This window comes from Streptomyces rhizosphaerihabitans, from assembly GCF_025399795.1.
GTDB lineage: Bacteria > Actinomycetota > Actinomycetes > Streptomycetales > Streptomycetaceae > Streptomyces > Streptomyces rhizosphaerihabitans.
Genome location: NZ_JAODTZ010000095.1, coordinates 1 through 18,307, shown reverse-complemented (window position 1 = coordinate 18,307; position 18,307 = coordinate 1). Strand labels below are relative to the sequence as shown.

The 18,307-nt window shown below is 67.2% G+C and carries 14 protein-coding genes and 6 pseudogenes; 10 read left to right on the top strand and 10 right to left on the bottom strand.

All coding sequences use genetic code 11. The annotated features are described in order from the left end of the window. Positions 1-82: 82 nt before the first annotated feature. Positions 83-325: pseudogene (locus tag N4G66_RS43505) on the bottom strand (helix-turn-helix domain-containing protein); the annotation flags it as partial. A gap of 263 nt (positions 326-588) precedes the next feature. On the opposite strand from N4G66_RS43505, the gene N4G66_RS43500 reads away from it, so the two are divergent. Continuing rightward, the gene (locus tag N4G66_RS43500) at positions 589-1,338 is read left to right on the top strand and encodes a hypothetical protein (RefSeq protein ID WP_261709859.1); all 750 of its coding nucleotides are present in this window, start codon (positions 589-591) and stop codon (positions 1,336-1,338) included. A 124-nt stretch (positions 1,339-1,462) separates the two neighbouring features. Here the strand turns inward: N4G66_RS43500 and N4G66_RS46180 are convergent. Both N4G66_RS46180 and N4G66_RS43495 read right to left on the bottom strand, forming a co-directional pair. After that, positions 1,463-1,558 (bottom strand): annotated as a pseudogene (locus N4G66_RS46180) (IS5/IS1182 family transposase); the annotation flags it as partial. Then, on the bottom strand, positions 1,558-1,842 hold the full coding sequence (locus tag N4G66_RS43495; protein ID WP_261709861.1) for a hypothetical protein: 285 nt from the start codon (positions 1,840-1,842) through the stop codon (positions 1,558-1,560). The pseudogene N4G66_RS46180 and the gene N4G66_RS43495, both read right to left, overlap by 1 nt. Here N4G66_RS43495 and N4G66_RS43490 point away from each other — a divergent pair. After that, positions 1,729-2,298: pseudogene (locus N4G66_RS43490) on the top strand (GNAT family N-acetyltransferase); the annotation flags it as partial. The gene N4G66_RS43495 and the pseudogene N4G66_RS43490 sit on opposite strands and share 114 nt — an antisense overlap. Before the next feature lie 78 nt (positions 2,299-2,376). Here the strand turns inward: N4G66_RS43490 and N4G66_RS43485 are convergent. Further along, positions 2,377-3,048, bottom strand: a complete 672-nt coding sequence (locus N4G66_RS43485) for a formylglycine-generating enzyme family protein (protein WP_261709860.1) — start codon at positions 3,046-3,048, stop codon at positions 2,377-2,379. Between the two features lie 198 nt (positions 3,049-3,246). Here N4G66_RS43485 and N4G66_RS43480 point away from each other — a divergent pair. The 7 genes and pseudogenes from N4G66_RS43480 to N4G66_RS43450 all read left to right on the top strand — a co-directional run bounded on the left by N4G66_RS43480 (position 3,247) and on the right by N4G66_RS43450 (position 7,899). Further along, a pseudogene (locus N4G66_RS43480) lies at positions 3,247-4,490 on the top strand (transposase). 82 nt (positions 4,491-4,572) lie between these two features. Beyond that, positions 4,573-4,866, top strand: coding sequence for a hypothetical protein (locus N4G66_RS43475; protein WP_261709858.1), 294 nt, complete (start codon positions 4,573-4,575; stop codon positions 4,864-4,866). A 308-nt stretch (positions 4,867-5,174) separates the two neighbouring features. Next, a pseudogene (locus N4G66_RS43470) lies at positions 5,175-5,535 on the top strand (transposase); the annotation flags it as partial. 173 nt (positions 5,536-5,708) lie between these two features. Further along, positions 5,709-6,284 (top strand): hypothetical protein, encoded by a 576-nt coding sequence (locus tag N4G66_RS43465; RefSeq protein ID WP_261709857.1) that lies wholly within the window; start codon positions 5,709-5,711, stop codon positions 6,282-6,284. 100 nt (positions 6,285-6,384) lie between these two features. Continuing rightward, positions 6,385-7,202 (top strand): IS5 family transposase gene (locus N4G66_RS43460; RefSeq protein WP_391858986.1). Its coding sequence is split into 2 segments (ribosomal slippage): positions 6,385-6,721 and positions 6,721-7,202, totalling 819 coding nucleotides; the frame shifts between segments, so codons are not numbered across the junction. Positions 7,203-7,241: 39 nt separating this feature from the next. Then, complete coding sequence (locus tag N4G66_RS43455; RefSeq protein WP_261709855.1) at positions 7,242-7,673, top strand: DUF4240 domain-containing protein; 432 nt, start codon at positions 7,242-7,244, stop codon at positions 7,671-7,673. 100 nt (positions 7,674-7,773) lie between these two features. Beyond that, positions 7,774-7,899, top strand: coding sequence for a hypothetical protein (locus N4G66_RS43450; RefSeq protein WP_261709854.1), 126 nt, complete (start codon positions 7,774-7,776; stop codon positions 7,897-7,899). A gap of 215 nt (positions 7,900-8,114) precedes the next feature. Here N4G66_RS43450 and N4G66_RS43445 read toward each other — a convergent pair whose 3' ends face one another. The 4 genes from N4G66_RS43445 to N4G66_RS43430 all read right to left on the bottom strand — a co-directional run bounded on the left by N4G66_RS43445 (position 8,115) and on the right by N4G66_RS43430 (position 13,962). Beyond that, entirely contained in the window at positions 8,115-8,579 is a 465-nt protein-coding gene (locus N4G66_RS43445; protein ID WP_261709853.1) for a hypothetical protein, read from the bottom strand. Between the two features lie 808 nt (positions 8,580-9,387). Further along, positions 9,388-9,792 (bottom strand): hypothetical protein, encoded by a 405-nt coding sequence (locus N4G66_RS43440; protein WP_261709852.1) that lies wholly within the window; start codon positions 9,790-9,792, stop codon positions 9,388-9,390. Between the two features lie 911 nt (positions 9,793-10,703). Then, on the bottom strand, positions 10,704-12,140 hold the full coding sequence (locus N4G66_RS43435; RefSeq protein WP_261709851.1) for a tannase/feruloyl esterase family alpha/beta hydrolase: 1,437 nt from the start codon (positions 12,138-12,140) through the stop codon (positions 10,704-10,706). 430 nt (positions 12,141-12,570) lie between these two features. Beyond that, a complete protein-coding gene (locus tag N4G66_RS43430) occupies positions 12,571-13,962 on the bottom strand; it encodes an MFS transporter (protein WP_261709850.1) in 1,392 nt (463 codons plus the stop codon). Positions 13,963-14,106: 144 nt separating this feature from the next. Between N4G66_RS43430 and N4G66_RS43425 the strand changes: the two genes are divergently transcribed. Next, positions 14,107-15,903 carry a helix-turn-helix domain-containing protein gene (locus N4G66_RS43425; protein ID WP_261709849.1) on the top strand — a complete coding sequence of 599 codons (1,797 nt, stop codon included), beginning with the start codon at positions 14,107-14,109 and terminating at the stop codon, positions 15,901-15,903. A 161-nt stretch (positions 15,904-16,064) separates the two neighbouring features. Here the strand turns inward: N4G66_RS43425 and N4G66_RS43420 are convergent, their stop codons facing one another. Then, positions 16,065-17,345, bottom strand: coding sequence for an RNA-guided endonuclease InsQ/TnpB family protein (locus N4G66_RS43420; RefSeq protein WP_261709848.1), 1,281 nt, complete (start codon positions 17,343-17,345; stop codon positions 16,065-16,067). Between the two features lie 407 nt (positions 17,346-17,752). Continuing rightward, a pseudogene (locus N4G66_RS45805) lies at positions 17,753-18,131 on the bottom strand (IS5 family transposase); the annotation flags it as partial. Positions 18,132-18,307: the final 176 nt, after the last annotated feature.

Below are 18,307 nucleotides of genomic sequence, written 5' to 3'. Positions count from 1 at the left end.
ATATGTTTTCGCGGGCCCGTAAGAGCTCGTAACACGATCATGAGTGGGCCTTCTTGAGGTGTCGCCAGCAGATCAGACTGCAGGCGAGGGAGACGAAGGCGTCGCGCAGGTAGCGGTAGACGGTCGCGATACCGATGTCGAACCCGGCGGCGAGCTGGGCGTAGGTGTCACCACACCGCAGGTGAGCCAGGACGAGCAGAGCTTGCCGGTCAACGCTCAGGCGCCGCCATCGGGTGCCGGTCTCCCGGCGGTGCTGGCGCAGGCGAGCGGCAAGGAAGCACAGGGCAGAGTTGTACACGTCCAGCCCGGACAGGTACACAAGCACACGAAGCCTCTGGTGGAGACGGAATTCTTGGTCGAGAACCCACCTACCAGGGGCTTTACCTGCCTGTCAGCTCAACTACCCAGCCCGGCCAGTGTGACTTAGGCGTCGTAGTCGGCCAGTCTGAGTCCCAGAGGGTCACGCAGCCTGACGCGAACCCCAGCGGCTCCAAGAGACCCAATCCGCTTGTGTGATGGGATGCCCACCGGCGCTCGCAGCGGGTACGTCGCGACAGCCGCAGGAACGAGGGAAGAGGGAGAGGTGCCATGACGAGCGGGCACGAGACTCACAGGGCAGCCCTCGGCCCGCGGCCGCTGCAGACACGCGCCCTGACCCGTGAGGCCGGGCAGGCACGGCAGCTCCTGGCCGCCGGGGAGTGGCGCCCTGCCGCGGCGGACTCCGAAGCAGCAGTGGCCGTCCTGGACCGCCTCGCGGCCCCGCTCCCGGCCCGACGGGCAGCGACCGCACGGACGCTGGCCACGGACCGGGACCGGCGACTCCAACGCCTCCTGCGCACCACCCTCCATCACCTCGACGCAGGCACCGTCAGCCCGCCCGCAGCCGCCCTGTTGGCCGCCGTCGCCCGCGCTTTCCTGCCTTGGCACGCCACCCCGAACCCACCAGGCGCAGCGGCGGCCCCGAGATACGAGACCCCGGCGGGGCCGGCAGGCGGCCTGGCCGTGCCACCGACAGAGGCTGGCGAGGTCCTGCTCCCTGATTTGATCGCACTGTTCGCCGTGCTGGCCTCGCCGAGCCTGCCCGGGACCGTCCCGCTCACGCCCCCGGTCGAGCCCTGGCAGGTCCGGTACGCGGGCCGCTTCCGGCGTTATGGCAGACCCGCTTTCGGGGTGTGGACGGCCGAGACCGTCGCCTGCCCGGCGTGCGGGGGTAAGGCCGGCCCGTGGACCGTGACCTGCGACTGGCGCTTGATCTCGCTGGGCTGCCCGTGCGGGGTGGTGACCCACGAGCACGGCCTCGCCTTCTCCGAAGTCTGGCTTCTTCTACCGGACATGTGACCAGGCGTCGCGGCCGACCGCCCGCCCAACGACGCTCAGTCACAGCCAGCAGGTTGGAAAGCTCCTTGTCTCCGAGCAGGACTTCTGGACGCCTGCGAGGACGGCCGGGGCGGTCGGCGACGGGTGGGATGCCGTCGACCAGGGCGAGGGTCTGGGTGACGTCGTTGACGTTCGTCGCGGTCGTGATGACCTTGAGCGGAGTTCCGCGTCCGTCGCAGATCAGGTGGTGTCTGCTGCCCGTCGTGCGCCGGTCGACCGGCGACGGACCGGTGTCGGCACACCCCCTTTTTTTGTGCGCACATGGGAGCTGTCCACGCAGGCCTGCGACCAGCCGAGTTGGCCGGCCGCGTTCAGCTCGGTGAGCAGGATGCGGTGCAGCTGGTCGAAGACTTCTGCCTGCTGGAGTCGGGAGGTGAAGTCTGCGCCATCTTCTATCGCAGGCCGCGCGGGCAACTGTGGATCACCCCCCTTTCCACCGAACAGGCGGGAGCCCTCGTCGCTCACCTGGCCAGCCTTGGTCACTACCCCTCCGGCGTTCTCGGGGACCACGACACCGCCACTGCTTTGCGGGACGCATGGCAGCAGCACACGGGCGCAGCATCGGTCCCCTTCTGGCGGACGCACCTTTACCGTCTCGGAACGCTTACCCCACCGCAGCCGAGCCCCGAAGGTCAGGGGCGCATCGTCGGCGGGAAGGACCGTGGACACGTCGTGCGCTGGTGTCGTGAGTTTTGCGTCGACGTCGGGGAGCAACGTTCTACCGATTTGAGCGACGCCGGTTCCTGGTCCGAATCGCGCTTCGGCGACAGACACTTCACGTTCTGGGAGACCCCGGACGGCGTCCCGGTCTCCATGGCAGCCGCGACCTCGATCGTCGGCGGCATGATTCGGGTGGACCCCGTCTGCACCCCGGCCCACCTGAGGGGTCGCGGATATGCGGGCGCTGTGACGGTCGAGGTCCTGTGTGTGGGAAAGAGGCGCGCCGTCCGTTGGCGGAGGCGGCGGACGTCACGCTCGACGACGCGCGGAAACCGGTCGTCACACGTTGGAGCGCGCGATGCGGAACCCTACGTCGTCGACCTGGAACGTCGGGTGGCTGCGGCGCCGCGCGGAGGCCCGGCAACTCCAGTGCTCATCGAACCAGCCACCGCCGCGGAGCACCCGGTAGGTGCCGTAGACCTCGGCGTCGTAGACGTCCCAGCACCAGTCCCAGACGTTGCCGAGCATGTCGTAAAGACCCCATGGGTTGGGGTGTTTGCCGCCTACAGCGTGGATGCGCTCGTGCGAGTTGCCGCGGTACCAGGCGATCTCGTCGAGCGGTGCGTACTGCGGCCCGGTCGTACCGGCACGGCAGGCGTGCTCCCACTCGGCTTCGGTCGGCAGCCGGTACCCGTCGGCGGATGCGTCCCACTCGATGCCTTCGCTGTCGGCAGGGAGGTGGTAGGCGGGCGTGAACCCGTCGTACAGGGACAGGGCGTTGCAGAACCGTGCCGCGTCCCACCAGGAAACGCACTCGACGGGCAACTGGTCCCCGTGGGCGGTGCTCGGCCGCTGGCCGGTGATTTGTGCATACAACGCCTGGGTGACCGGGAATGCCGCGAGCTGGTAGGGCGCAAGCTCGACCGACCAACTGCGCTGCGTCCGCCGGTCCGACAGCGTTACCTGCCCCGGCGGGATGGCGACCATCTCGTTTCCCGCGATCACGTCCATGATCAAGAGATCTTACCGAGATGTGTCAGTTCGCCACCGCGGTGTCGGACCATATCAAGTGAGACAGCAACCGGCATCCAAGCGCCCGGGACCGGACCCACTGAGATTCTCGGCGACCAGGCGTCTCAAGCGATCTGGTCGCCTCGTGATCCTGAACTCTGCGACGAGATACAGGGGTTCACAAGGAAGGCCGTGGCGATGAGTGTGCTGGCGCCGGTCGGTGGACGGGACGTGTTCGCGGAACTGTCACGCTTTCGGACGGCCTTCAACGAGTTTCTGTCCGCGCGGGCAGATGCGTTCTTCGAGCTGACCGACGCACTGCTGTGCGCGGACGGCCCGGTGCGGACGCCGGTCGAGTTGTCGCTGACTGCCGAACACCAGCGCGGCTACGGCTCGCTGTACGGGGCCTTGAACCGTGGCCGGCTCGACACGGACGCCCTGAGGGACCTGCTGGTATCGCTGCCGTTGCCGCGCTTCGGCGGGCGGATCGTGCTCTCCGTGGACGTCTCTCCGTGGCTGCGCTCGGACGCCGCGTGCTCGCCGGAGCGGCTGTTCTGTCATGTCCACGGCCGTTCCCGCGCGGCCGCACAGATCATCCCGGGCTGGCCGTACTCCTTCGTCGCCGCACTCACCCCGGACCGCACCTCGTGGACCGCGGTGCTGGTCGCGATACGCCTCGGACCTGCCGACGACGCTGCGGCCGTCACGGCCGACCAGCTCCGACAGGTGACCGAACGCCTCATCGCGGCCGGCCAGTGGCAGCCCGGCGACGGGGACATGCTGATCGTGATGGACGCCGGCTACGACGTGATGCGCCTGGCATGGCTGTTGCGGGACCTGCCGGTCGAACTGGTCGGCCGCTTTCGTTCGGACCGTGCCCTGCGGCTCCCGGCTCCGCCGCGTGTCTACCAGCCCAAGGGCGATCGGCCGCCCGAGCACGGACCGGAGTTCGGCCTCGCGAAGCCGGAGACCTGGCCCGAGCCATCGGTGATGACGGTGAACGACACACCCCGCTACGGCAAGGCCGAAGCCCGCGCCTGGGACCGGCTCCACCCGGAACTCCAACAACGCTCCGCCTGGATCGACCACGAGGACGAACTCCCCAGCATCAAGGGCACCTTGATCCGCCTCAAGGTCGATCACCTGCCCGGCGACCGCGATGCACCGCCGGTATGGCTATGGTCCTCAGCCACCGGCGCCGACCCGGCCGACGTCGACTTCGCCTGGTCGTGCCACCTGCGAAGATTCGACCTGGAGCACACATTCCGCCTGTTCGAACAGACCCTCGGCTGCCCTGTCCGGCCCGCGTGCCCAAACCCAGCCGTCCCGGCCCCGGACGCCCACCTGGCTCCAAAAATCGGCATCCCGCCACCCGCCATGACGTGGGCAAAATTGTGAAACGGCCCAGCATCCTCTACGAACGAGACCAAGCCAGACGTTAAGGATCAAGATCAGAAGCTGTGTCTGAACCTCCCGTGACTGCTCCACCGGCTCGGCCGTTGTCAGGCCATGAAGATCAGGCGCTTGACCGCTCCCCTTGGAACCTTCGCCGCGGCCACACTGTTTGCGGTGGCCCTACCAGCCTCCGCCCATGCCGACGGTACCGACTTTGGCACTAGGAATGGCGACACCGCTATCTCGGGAGATGCCGGTGGCATCCTCAACACCTACGGTGCATCGCTGGTCAGCGCTGCTGGCCGCTGCCTGGTGCCGCTGCCGGAAGGCGAGGGCATCGGCGGCCACCTGCTCGGCGGTCCCAAGACTGCATGCAACGTCGCCCCCGTCGACCTGTTCCAGGCCCCGCAGAAACTTCTCTGAACCGCTCCCCGTGGCCCGCCTCTCATGGACGCTGAGAAGCTGCCCGCCGCGCTGACGCCTTCTGGACCCCCGCCGTCACGGCGGGGGTTTGTCGCTTCCGTTGGAAAGGGGAGTGGCATGAGCTACACGGACGCCTGTACCGGAAGCGCCGCCTTGAGGCGGTACCGGCAGCTCTCGCGGCAGCGACCTGAAGATCCCGCAGTTGCCGTTCGGCTGCCCGTCCATCGACGCCCACCCGAACGGCAAGCCGGATCACGACTGCGCTTCATGGCGCCGCGACCTGCGGAAAGAGGATGTGACACGGCTTCTTACGAGTCCGTGGCCTGGACAACGTCCAGCTGGTGATCTCCGACAGCCACAGCGGTCTGGTGGCCGCGATCCGCACCGTCTTCCTCGGCTCGGCCTGGCAAAGGTGCCGGGTCCACCAAATCCTCTCAAGCGGCTGAACCGGGAGGTCAAGCGGCGGGCCGACGTCGTCCAGGTCTTCCCCGACCCGGCGCTCTGGACCGATTGGCCGCCGCGGTCCTGGCCGAACTCCACGACGAATGGCAGGTCTTCGACCGCCGCTACCTCTCCGAAGCCTCCATGGCCGAACTCCTCACCACCGAACCGGCTGAGGACGACCTTCCGTTACCTCCACAGCCGGAACCCGATCGGCTCGGCCAGTGACTGCACCACTTGGCGGGACGCCGTCCCCCTGCGTCTGTGGGAAAGCTGTGGGGCCTGGCCGGATAGCAGGTTCCCCACGTCCGAAGCGCGTGGAACAGTAACCAGTTGTTGTTTACCGCTCAACTCGCCTTGCTGGACTGGCCCGACGGGGGCCGCAATGCATCGGAGCCGGGATGTCTGACTGCCTGAGCCGACTGTTTGCGCGTCATTCGGAGGGCTCTGCTGTGCCTGGTGCTCTGCTTGCGCTTCTGGCTGCCGCGGTGCTCACCGTGAGCGGTTGCAGTGGGACCGAGAACAGTCCGGGCAATGCGAAGGCGACGAAATCCACTCACAGCGTCGCCAGGTCGAATGCGGCCGGCAGTTGTCGGCCCGTGGTGGAGCAGGGCGCTCTTCCCGAGTGGGCGCGGAAGGGATTCCTGCGCGGCGGTCCCCAGCGTCACATGATGGGGGACAAGGGCGAGATCGCCGCCGTGCTTTTCGGCTACCCGTACCATGCGCCGGCGGCCAAGGACCGGGGGAACAAGATCCTTTGGGTGGCGAAGGACGCCGCGGGGGCCGCCGATCTGAGGCCTGACGACCGATTGACCATCAAAGCCAGCCTTGCCGGCACGAACGTAGTGGTGACTCGTTCGATTGCCGGAGGTCCTGGCCCCTCTCTCGTCGACATGCCGAAGCCGGGATGCTGGACGTTCTCCCTCTCCTGGCCCGGGCATTCGGACAGTGTCGACATCGAGTACCTGGCCGGCTGAGGGCGGGCCGTATCGCGTGCGGCAATCAACGGGGGATTCAGGACATTCACCGACGACTTAGACACCGTTTCTTATGGCGTGATCGTTCGTTGAACTGTGCATGGCGGATCTGGTTGAGCGGCTGGTGCCGGATGAGTTGTGGGTGCTGTTCCGGCGGGTGGTACCGCCGACGGAGGTCATACGTCCGCAGGGTGGTGGCCGGCGTCGAGCGGGTGACCGCGAGGCATTGGCCGCGATCATCTTCGTGGCGACCTCGGGCTGCACCTGGCGGCAGCTGCCGCCGGTGTTCGGTCCGAGCTGGCAGACGGTCTACCGGCGCTTCGCCCAGTGGAGCCGGGCCCGGGTCTGGGCCCGGCTCCACCGCGTCGTCCTCGACGAACTCGGCGCCCGCGGGGAACTTGACTGGTCGCGCTGCGCCATCGACTCCGTCAGCGTACGGGCCGCAAAAGGGGGCCTCTGACGGGACCGAATCCGACCGACCGTGGCAAGCCCGGATCGAAAATCCACTTGATCACCGACCGGAACGGACTGCCGCTATCGCTAGGGATTTCCGGCGCGAACATGCACGACAGCCTCGGCCTTGAACCGCTCGTGCGGGGCATCCCGCCGATCCGGTCCCGGCGAGGACCTCGCCGACGGCGCCCCGGCAAGCTCCACGGGGACAAGGGCTACGACTACGACCATCTGCGCCGCTGGCTCCGCAAACGCGGCATCCGCCACCGCATCGCACGCAAGGGCATCGAGTCCTCACAGCGGCTCGGCCGTCACAGGTGGGTCGTCGAAAGGACCGTGTCCTGGCTCGCCGGCTGCCGTCGGCTCCACCGCCGATACGAGCGCAAGGCCGAACACTTCCTCGCCTTCGTCGGCATAGCCGCAGCCCTGATTGCCTATCGCAGACTGGTCAGGGAGAAGCCCTGACGATCCGGCCTGTCACACCCGTCCGTCATGCTCTGCGACATGAACGAAGACGTCTTCTGGCAGCTCATCGAAGAGTGCAGCCCTTCAACCCCTGATCCTGATGGCCATCAGCTCGCCGCTGCTCTGGCAGCCCGCCTGGCGAAGGGACCCGTGTCTGACGTGGTCGGCTTCGCCGAGCAGCTCTCCTGGGCGCTGTACAGACTGGACCGCAAGGAATATGGCGATGACCTGTCGAGCGATCAGTTCCTCTACACCCGGGCTGCGGTCGTCGCAGCTGGCCGTGAGGAGTACGAGAGCGTACTTCGAGACCCACAGCAGTTCATGCCCTACGCCAACGACCTCGTTTGGGCCGAGGCCCTGCTCTACGTACCCGACAACGCATACGAGCACCTCACCGGAGACGAGTGGGACCGCAGTACCCGGTACAGCTACGAGTCGTACTCCAACAGTGCCGGGTGGACCGACGCATAGACGCCAACGATCCGTTCCTCACCATTAGAAACGACGTCTTAAGAAGCCCCATGCCGCGATGACGAGGGCCCCGGTCGACCGTTGACGGAAGGAGTAGTCGATGCTGGCGCAAACGTTCCCTGCCAAGCATCTTCGAGGGGCTATGACCGCCATGAGTGACTATCTGCAGGCCGTCTTCGCGATGCTCGGCCCAGGTGAGGAACGCTTTGCCGACCCTGCGGCCTGACTCGGCCTGGAGTACGTGCTCCCCACGGACGACTGCTCCCAGCGTGATCAACCAGAAGAGCATCTCACCCGGTCAGTCAATGTGACAGCGCCCGTCGTCCTGCACATGCCGGGTGGTAGGGGCTCTTGGTAGTACTGGGGTGCCCCGGTCGGAGACCCACGGGCACCCCAGTTGTGCAGAGGATTCAGGGAGCCGTAGGGGATGGCCCCCGGAGGTCACCGTGCGGCTGCGGCCTCGTATCGTTCGACCTGCTTGCGGAGCAGGAGCGCGGTCGTGTCGGCGTCGACGTTGGCCATTCCGCCGGTGCCGGCGTTGATGAGGGTGGGACCGTCGAGTGTGAACTGCTGGAGGAGGGTGGAGCCGCCGCTTTCGATGCGTACGCCGAGGGAACGGTCACCGAGCTTTTCGACGCTCATGGCCGAGTAGTTGAGGACGGAACCCTCGAACGTCTCCTTGTGGCAGGTTTTCAGGGCCTGTTCCATCGCGTCGAACGCGTCGGCGGCGTCATCGACGCTCGCGTACTGGCGCAAGCCGACGGCCGCGATGGAGCCAGCGAGGCCTGCACCCTTCTGGAAGTTGCCGGACACCGTGACCTTCGCCTGGTGGGGCTGCTTGTAGTCGCAGAAGGTCTTGTTCGTGCTGGAGCCGCCGCCGGTGTCGGCGGACCAGCCGGCAGGCATGTCCGACAGGGAAAGCAGCGCCGAGGCCAGTTCCTTCCTTGTCAGGAGCTGTGCCTCGGGGCTAGGGGAGGCGGCGGGGGAAGCGCCGGCGGCACTGGAGCCGGAAGGGCTCTGCACGGCCGGAGGCGCGCCTTCGGGGGAGGGTGAGGAGCTGCTGCAGGCGGTAAGAGCAGCGGCGAACAGGAGCGTTCCAAGGGTGTGGGCGTACTTGCGGTGAGACACCGGTTTCCTAGCTTGTAGCGATGGGATTGGGCGAGCCGATGGGCAGACTGCCGAAGCTTAAGCATCTGTGGATGGATTGTGTGCATCGAGGTTGGGCCCAGAGGGTGATGTCCAGGCTTCCTCGGCGCGCATCGGCCTGAGTTCCGCAGAAGCGGAAGCGCCCTGGTGGGCGCTGTCACGTCGGCTGACCGTGCGGCGAAGGACCCGTGCGGAGTCTGGGCAGCGCCTTGGAGTGTGAGTGGTAATGAGGACTTCTGAAATTGGCTCTGTCCGCAGTTGGTGAATCCCCAGGTCAGGGGCGGGAACGCGGGATCGTTTCGGCAGTGTGTTTCCTGTCGTGGCGAGCAAGACGGTTGAGGATGTGCTGTTTCCCGGGATTGCTGTGCGAGTTGAGCGTGTCAGCGGCGACTGAAGTGGGATGCATCGGCAAAGCCGCAACGGTGGGCGACGACGTTGACCGGCAGGAGCGGCCGCACCGTCAACAGGGGAGCGTGCGGCGGTCGGCCGCATGCCCAGGAGGGTTTCGGCCAGGGTTTCGGGCTGGGCGGACCAGCGCTGGAAGAGGTGTCTCACGGAGACGCCGAGCTCATCGGCGATCTCCTCGGCCGTGAGCTCGGGGGCGGGAGAAGTTCTTCCGCATGAACAGGGCTGCCCGGTCGACCAGGTAGCCGTTCGCGGCGTCTCGTGAGGTGCGGTCGTCGGTCGAAACCGTCGTGCGCAGCAGAGTTGAAGCGAGGTTGGCTGTGATGGGTGCCGGGCTGGTGCGGTCGTGGGCGGCCAGGGTCGGGGCGGTGGTGCACAGGGTGGCGATGTGGCCGCGCAGGAGGTCGTAGAACGGGCTCGCTCGCAGGTGCGCGGCGGACTCGACCTGCTCCATGGTCAGGCCGAGTGCGGAGCGTTCGACCTGGGCGATGCGTGCGATGCCTTCCCCGGACCTGGTGTAGGAGTAGCAGGAATTGAGGTCGGTGACGTACAGGGCGCCGCGGTGCAACGGGTAGGCGTTGCCCTGGTGGACGTAGCTGCCCGGTCGGCGACGGTGGTACGTATGTGCGTGTGATCCCCAAGTCGGGAAAGGGGCCCGGCGGTGGTCGTCTCTGACGGCTCGCCATCACCGAGGGCCCACGTGATCGTGGAGTCCGTTGACCCACCTGATCAGTGCCGCAGCACGTACGAATGGTTGCACGGGAGATGAAACTTTATGCGGCCATGACCGCCGGTCCCCAGGCCAACTGCCGTACACCGGACGGCTTTTGACTGCGGCACTCCCGCGGCCGGCGCCACCAGGGGGTTCGTCGGCCTGGTCGAAGCAGGCCGCCCCACCCTGCCTGGCGAACCCGAACACAGGGGCGCTGACAGCATGGTCGGTCCGGGGTGCGGCCCGTTGACCCGGTCATACGCCTGTGCCCGTCAAAGCGGCACCAGCCGACGACGGCGACGACGGCGACGACGGCGACGACGGAGTCCGCCGATGACCAGCCGACCGGCCGACCCGTCAGGCCTCACCACCCACAACCTCGCCGCTCTCATGCCGCCCGAGTTCCGGGAATCCCAGGCCCGCTACGACCGCGTCTCACGGCACCGTAAGCAGAGCAACTCCGGCACCGGGCAGATCCCCAAGGGCGCATCCGGCGGATCCGCCCAACTCCACCAGACGTGCCGACCGGCACACCGTCACAGTGATCTGCAGGTCCGCCGGGCGTCGTCCTCACGCTTGAGGAGTACGAGGCCACCGGACTACACGGGCGGGCTGCACTCAGGACAGGCCGGAACATCGCTGCCCATGCGCCGCACAAAACCTGGGCCCCAACTCCCGGCGGTGGCCTCAGATGTCATCCAGGCAGCAACCACTCCACCTGGGCATCGCTGAGCCGGGTGCCACCGCGCCCGAGGTGGCCGACCCCCTCAGCGCATGCAGACGAAGCTCGAGGCGCTGTCCGGATCGCCCGTGCGATACCCCGGCCAGTCCGGATATTCGCACAGTGGACGAGTGCGGTTGTGGAGCGCGTCGGCCACGATCGGATTCGTGGGCGCATGTCCCTTCTCGGCCCAGCGTTCGAGCGCGGAGAGCGAGTCCCAGCCGGCGGCGAACGCCGGGGTGCCGAAGTTTGCGTGGTTCGCTCCGGGCACGACGTAGTACCGCATGAATCCGCGGGTCGACCGCGAGCCCAGCAGGTCGTGCACCCGCCCGTAGTAGTCGCTCGTCGAACTGGAGGAGACCAGCTCGTCCGCAGCACCGTGGAGCAGGATCAGCTTGCCGCCGGCGCGGGCGAACGGGCGGAGATCCGCGTCGTTGCGATCCTCGATCGCGGACAGGTGGCTGATCCGGTCAAGCCATTTTCCGGGATGCCGGGGGTCCACGTCCAAAGAGTTGTGGTGCGGGTCCCGTGTCAGGAAGTACTTGACCCACTGCTCCCAGTACTGCAACCCGTAGCCGCTCGTCACCGGCATGGGATCGGCCGGCGCAGTTGTACCGAATCCGAGGAACGGGGTCCTCATGTCCGCCCCGGAGAGGAACGGGAAGCCCGGGTATGCGGTCTCGCCACTGGCGATCCGGTAAGGCCACCTGAACGGGGAGGACATGGCGACCACGGCCCTGATCTGGGGATCCGACAGACAGGTCGGACCGGTGTCGGCACCACCCGGGCAGCGAAGCATGTGAGGATCGAAGTGACAGCCGTGCGGGTTCGAGATGACATTGTCCTCGACACCGTCCAGCCCGTCACACGCGTCGATGACTCTGTTGTAAAGGAGCGTCTGCTTCGCCGGTCCGGGGAAGGCACCGGGGCGGGACAGCACCTGCGCCAGGTACCCCAGGTCCAGGCCCTCGCTGAGATTGTTCCAGGCAGGAAAAGCAGAGATCACGCCGTCGAACGCCGTCGGCCACCGCTGAGCGACGACGAGAGCTTCACGACCGCCTGTCGAGCCTCCCGAGAAGTAGACCTCGGCGGGATGCGTCCCGTAGGCGTGCCGGATGAGGAACAGGCTCGCGTCGCGGGTCTTCTTGAGTGCGTCACCGGCGGCGAAGTTGTTCAGGGCCTCGTCGTTCATGCCGAACGACCCGTCCAGTGACGGCGGGGCGACCGGACTCTGCTGGTGGCCGGAGTCGCTGGCGAAGGTCGCATAGCGCCGGGCCAGAGGTACCGGCTGGTCCGTTGGGCCGAACGGCACATTCTCCGCCAGGTCGGGAATGGTTCCGTTGTAGCCGCCGCCACCGAACATCATCGCCTTACGATTCCAGTCGTACGGCAGGTCGACGCGCATCTTGATAGGGGGCGCGGACGGATCGACGGGAAAGATGTCGGCGTCGACCTGGCAGTACTTGATCGTTTCGCCACTCACGCGACTGGTCATGACCGAGACTGACTCGACGCGACCGCCGGTTGTCGGCAGGCTCAAGACCGATGCCGGGATCCGCATCCGATCCAGCCCGGCGCACTGCGGCACCGTCGTCGAGTAGTCGGCCTCGACCGAGGCGCCGACGTCGGTCGATGTCGGCGCGGTCGCGGGTTCGGCCCCGAGGACTCGGACGGCGCCTGCCAGCAGAACCACGGCCGCCGGCACGGTGAACCGTCGAATCCTTGCGTTCCTTGCCGATGTTCTGCTCACACTGGCCTCTTTTCCGGATCTCGTAGGCATGGAGCGCCGCGGTTTCCCCGACCTCCTCGCAGTCGTCCTGGCCCTGGAGTGATCGCGAGGGCTGCGCGGTGCGGACGGCCCGGTCTCTGGCTCGCGGACAGGCCGGCCGGGGACCCGCTCAGCACCGGACCCCTCAGCGGTAGAGGTGCGTGCCCGGGATGGCGTGTGGATCGTCACGGACCTCGGCGGGGTTCGTCTCGGGCAGGAACCATGCGCTGACGGTGGTGATCAGCCCCATGATCATGATGTAGGCGGCGACCGGCATGGTGCTCCCGGTCTTGGCGATGAGTGCTGTCATGAGGAACGGCGTGCTGCCGCTGACGATGATCGCGGACAGCTGGTAGGCAAGTGATGCGCCCGAATAACGAACGCCGGGCGCGAAGAGCTCGCCGAGGAAGCTCGCGATGGGGCCGTAGGTGAGGCATTGGAAGACGAAGCCCACCGTCACCGCGACGAAGATCAGCGGCAGTGACGCGGTGCCGACGAGCCGGAAGTACGGGAAGGCCCAGACGGCAACACCCAGACCACCGACCAGGATCAGCGGCCGACGGCCCACCTTGTCCGACATGTGGCCGGACCAGGGCAGGATGACGAGCATTGCCACCGAACTGGCCAGCACGACCGCGAGCAGGGGGTTGCGCTCGAGTCCCAGTGAGTGGGTGCCGTAGCTGAGGAGCCCGGAGATGCTGACGTAGAAAAGGCTGTTGGTCGCTGAGAGGAGCCCGCAGCCGAGAAGGATGGTTCCCCACTTGTTGCGTACGACGTGAGCCAGCGGAGCCCGGACCACCGTGCTCTCCGGCCCCGACACCTCCCGCTGCAGCTCGCGGAACTCCGGTGTGTCCTCCACTTTGGCCTGGATGTAGAGGACCACCACAAACATCACGACGCTGACCAGGAAGGGGATGCGCCAGCCCCAGCTGAGGAAGGCATCGTCCGGCATCAGGCCGCTGGCAGCCACGAAGATCAGGTTCGAGATGATCACCGCGACGGGGACGCTGGTCTGGCCGAAGGTTCCGGCGAAACCACGCCGTTTGGGGCTGGCGGACTCGGTGAGCAGGAGCATGATGCCGCCCCACTGGCCGCCGGCCGCGAGCCCCTGTACGAAGCGCAGAATGACCAGCAGCGTCGGAGCCAGCGCACCGGCGGTCCCTGCGCTGGGAAGGCAGCCGATCAGGAAGGTCGCAGCCCCCATGACCGCCAGGCAGGTGACGACGACCGGCTTGCGTCCGTAGGTGTCACCGAGGTGTCCGGCGAGCACCCCGCCGATGGGCCGGGCCACGAAGCCTGCCCAGAACGTGCTGAAGGCGAGGAGGGTCCCCATCAGAGCCGAGGAGTGCGGAAAGAACACATGAGGGAAGACCAGCGCGGCCGCGGTGCCGTAGAGGAAGAAGTCGTACCACTCAAGCGCACTTGCGATGAGTCCCGCGGCCAGCAGCTTGCGGGAGGACCGGCGCAGGCTCGTGGAGAGGCCGGCATCCGGACGACTGCCGGACCGTCCTTCGGGTTGGGCGAGCGGAGTTGCCATAGATGCCGCCTTCGTCCATAGCGCAGGGGGGTGATGGCGGTTACATTAAGGCGCCGTTGCTGTGTGGTTGAGGTGTGCATCACCCACACCTCGCGTCGATTCGGTGGGGCTTTTCCCCACCTGATGCCGAGGAGGGATGGCGCTGTGGTCAGCGACCTCGGAGGCGGGGCGCGGTTGCGCTCGCTCGCGCGCCGACAGCGCGAACTGGCGTCGTTGTATACGACCGCCAAGTCGCTCACCGCGCTGGGCGAGCTCGACGAGGTGTTGCAGTCGATCGTCCATCACGCCCACGATCTGATCCGCACGGACTTCACGTATCTCTCGCTGGTCGACGCGGACTTCAGGCTGTCGGTCAGAGCGTCGGAGGGAACGATCTCCGCCCCTTTCCTCGCGGCGTGCATACCGGCCGATGTGGGGCTCGGTGGCAAGGTGCTGGCCTCCCGGAGCCCGCACTGGGTGCACGACTACGCCGCCACGACCGTCATCGACCACGATCCGGATTTCGACCGCCTGGTCACCGCCGAAGGGCTGGTCGCACTTCTCGGCGTGCCACTGGTCATCCGCGGTGAAGCGGTGGGCGCCCTGTTCGCCGCGGACCGTTCCGAACGAGCCTTCCAGAGCGACGAGATCGCGCTGCTGCGCGCATTCGCCGATCATGCAGCGGTCGCCCTCGACAACGCCCGCCTCTACGAGGCGAGCCGCACCGCCCTGCACGAGCTGCGGATCGCGTACCGGAAGATCGAGGAACACATGGCCGTCGTGGAGCGAGCGCAAGCGATCCACGAAGCCCTGACCGGAGTTGTGCTGGGGGGCGGGACGCCGGACGATGTCACGCAGCTTCTCGCAGATCAACTGGGCGGAAGTGTCACACTCCTTGACAGAACCGGTGCTGCTCTCGTTCGCCGGGACTCGGCGTCGAGCCCGTGCCGGACTCCAACGGACACCGGCCTGACCGATGCCGTCGAGAACGCACACCGCTCGGGCCGCTGCTCGACCTCGGTCGACCACCTCGGAGTCGCCCGCAGTGTGGCCTCGATCCAGGCAGGCGACAGTTATCTCGGCGCACTGGCGTGGAGCCGGGAGGCAGCCACCGGCAACGGAGCCCCGAACGACACGGACGTGCGGACCCTCGAGCGGGCCACCCACATCCTGGGGCTGCTCATCCTCAAGGAGCGGGCTGTCGCCGAGGCCGGCGAGCGATCGAGCGGAGAGCTCCTGACCGAGCTCATGGTCGGCAGCCCCGGGATCAGCCCTGCCCAGCGCGCCCGCACCCGGGCCCGCGACATCGACGCCGATAGCTTGAACCTGGTCCTCGTAGCGGAGTCCCCCACGTTGTCCTCAACCGACCTCTCGCGCCACCTGCACGACATCGCCCGGGACTGCCGCGGACTGGCCGGCGAACATCTGGGCAGGGCCACGATGATCCTCCCGAGCGCCGACGACGACCACACCGTCGAGGAGGTCCACCGTCGGCTGCGTCGCACGCTGGGCGGCCCCGTCGCCGTCATCGGAGAACGGGTGGCCCATCACGACTGGTCACGCGCCTTCTCCCTGGCCAGTCGCTGCGGCGCCGTCATGCGGGCGATCGGACACAGCGACCTCGGCGCCACCACAGGTCGATACGCCCTCTATGCCATGATCTTCGACACCGAGCGGGTCCGTGAGCTCGACCGTTTCATCTTCGACTCCATCGGCCCGCTCCTCGACTACGACGAGCGGCGTGGTACCGACCTCGTGGACACCCTCAGCGCCTACTACGTCCACCGCGCCAACGTCACGGCAACCGCTCGAGCGTTGTACGTACACGTCAACACGCTGCTCAAGCGGCTGGACCGTGCCGACAACGTGCTCGGCCTGAACTGGCGCCAGGAGAACGACCTGCAACTGCAGCTCGGCCTTCGGCTGCACCAGCTCAGGGCGATCGCGACCACCCCGTCGTGAGCCACCGCGACGTGCGAATCCTACTTCCCCGTGCGCTGTCGAAGCGCCGTCGGCCGGTATCGCACACCAAGTTCGCCGACATCCGCCGGTCATCCGCTCGGCGGGCAGCACGGCAGAGCCGAGTCGAGGACCGTGAGCGACATTTTGACATCCTCCCCCTCTTAGATGAGGGGGATTCCAACCGAGGTGGGTTGGGGTTCACGGATACTCGAGCGGCTGGTGGCCGCTGTTATCCCTCCGGCACCGGCTGATTGCCGGGGGCGGGGTATCCCGCCCTGTCCTGCCGCGATGTTGGTTGCTGCGTTGGTGTCTGCGTTGCAGGTGAAGCCGCACAAGGAGCAGACGAACTCGGCTTGGCTCTTGCGCGAGTTCTTGTCGATCCATCCGCAGGCGCTGCATCGCAGGCTGGTGTAGGGGGCGGGGACGTCTTCGACCCGGCCGGGGGCCTTGTGTTCGGTGCGTTGGCGCAGCAGGCCCCAGCCCTGGGCGAGGATGGCCCGGTTCAGGCCGGCTTTCTGCCTGACCTGTTTGCCGGGCTGCTCGGTGGTTCCGCTGGCCGAGCGGGTCATGTTCTTGATGTTCAGTTTCTCGAACCGGACCAGGCGGTAGGTGCGGGCGAGCATCGTGCTGGTCTTCTCGCACCAGTCCTTGCGCCGGTCGGCCTCACGCGCTTTGAGCCTGGCCACCTCGGCGTACGCGGCAGTCTTCCGCTCGCTTGCCTTGGGGGCGCGTGCGGCACGCCGCTGGTGTTTACGGACCTGCGCGCGTTCCTTCACGGTGAGCTGCGGGCAGTTCAGCTTCCGCCCGTCGGAGAGGGCGGCCGTGATTTTCACGCCCCGGTCGACACCGATGACCTCGCCCGTACCGGGCGCGGCGACCGGTACCGGAACGACCGCGAACGCCACGTGCCAGCGGCCGTTGCGGAAGGTGACACGGAACGTCTTCGCGGCGGGCAGCTCGGGCCGGGTGAGCCGGAAGCGGACCCAGCCGCAGCCGGGCACCTTGACCTGAGCCCACCGGCGGTTGAGCTGGTGCACCACCACGGACCGGGCCATGACCTGCCTGCCGGTCTTCGCGTTGAGCTTCGGCGAGCCGTCCTCGGCCAATTCCGCCCCCCGGTCGGTGCCGATGACGCGGAATCCCTCGTGCCGGTACTTCTTGCGCCAGGTCGGCTCACCGAACCCGGACGTGAAGCGGGCGTTCTTGGCCTTAGCGAAATCCTTCAGCGCCTGCTGCTGAACATCCGCGTTCCCGCTGCCGAGCCACTCGTTGGCGCGCCGGGCCTCGGTGAGCTGCCGGCACTGCTCAGCGAAACCGGGCGCCGGCCTGCGCCAGTGCGCATGCTGCTCGACCGCCAGGTTCCACACGTACCGGGCGTGCGCGCAGTGCAGCAACATCTGCCGCTCCTGCTGCGACGTCGGATACATACGGAACTTCGACATGTCGTCACGGTAATAGCGCAATAACGCCATAACAGCGGAATGCTCAAATTCACGCTTCGCATCCCCCAAGGAACTCCACGCCCGGCTCACCGCTCAAGCGGCCGCCGACCGGCGGCCCCTCAACGCCGAGATCCTGCACCTGCCCGAGATCACCCTCGACGCCGTCAGGGCGACGACGAATCGCCCTGCCGGCGATTCCTCTGCCCCTGCCCTGCTCCGCAGGGCTCGCATTCACCCCGGCCTGAAGGCTGGGGCACCCTGCAAGGAAACGAGGTGGTAAGCCCCGAGGCGACGGGGCCCTTCACACTACGCCGACGGATCTGCGGGGCCTTGCCGTCCAGGCGATGACCGGCGACAACCACTGCCGTGCCGGCGCTGGAACGACGCTTTCTCCCGTACTGGCGGACCCTCTGAATGAGGTCGCTCATCGCAACGTGGATCACGGCTTCGGAGCGGTGGGGGCCGGTCTCGTAGTCACGGGCGCGTCGGCGGTGGTGCATGAGCCGGCCGAAGGTCCGCTCGACTGCGAAGCGTCGGGGATGACTTTTTTTGAATCCTTGGACGCCGGAGGCGCGTTGGACGACTTCGACGTCGATGCCGAGGCGGGCGCCGTGGTCAACGGCTTTGGTGCGGCAGCCGGTGTCGGCCCGTGCCTTGGCCACGCGGGGTTGGTGGTGGCGATGTGAGACATCCGGTGGATGCCTCCGGCTTTGCCGGAAACGCTCGCTGCGGTGACCGGACAGCAGGCAGCAGGATGTCCGCCCCGATGTGGCACTTGCGGCCTGCGGTCACCACCTGGTGCGTCCCTACCACGAGCGCTCGGAGATCGAGGTCACCTACCTGGCGCTCCGCCACACCCTGCTCAAGGCCGAGTCCTGTGCTCGAAGGACGCGGTGGGCGTCATCCAGGAGATGTGGGAACTGCTCACCCCGTACGGGTCCCTGCGCTCGGTCATGACTTTT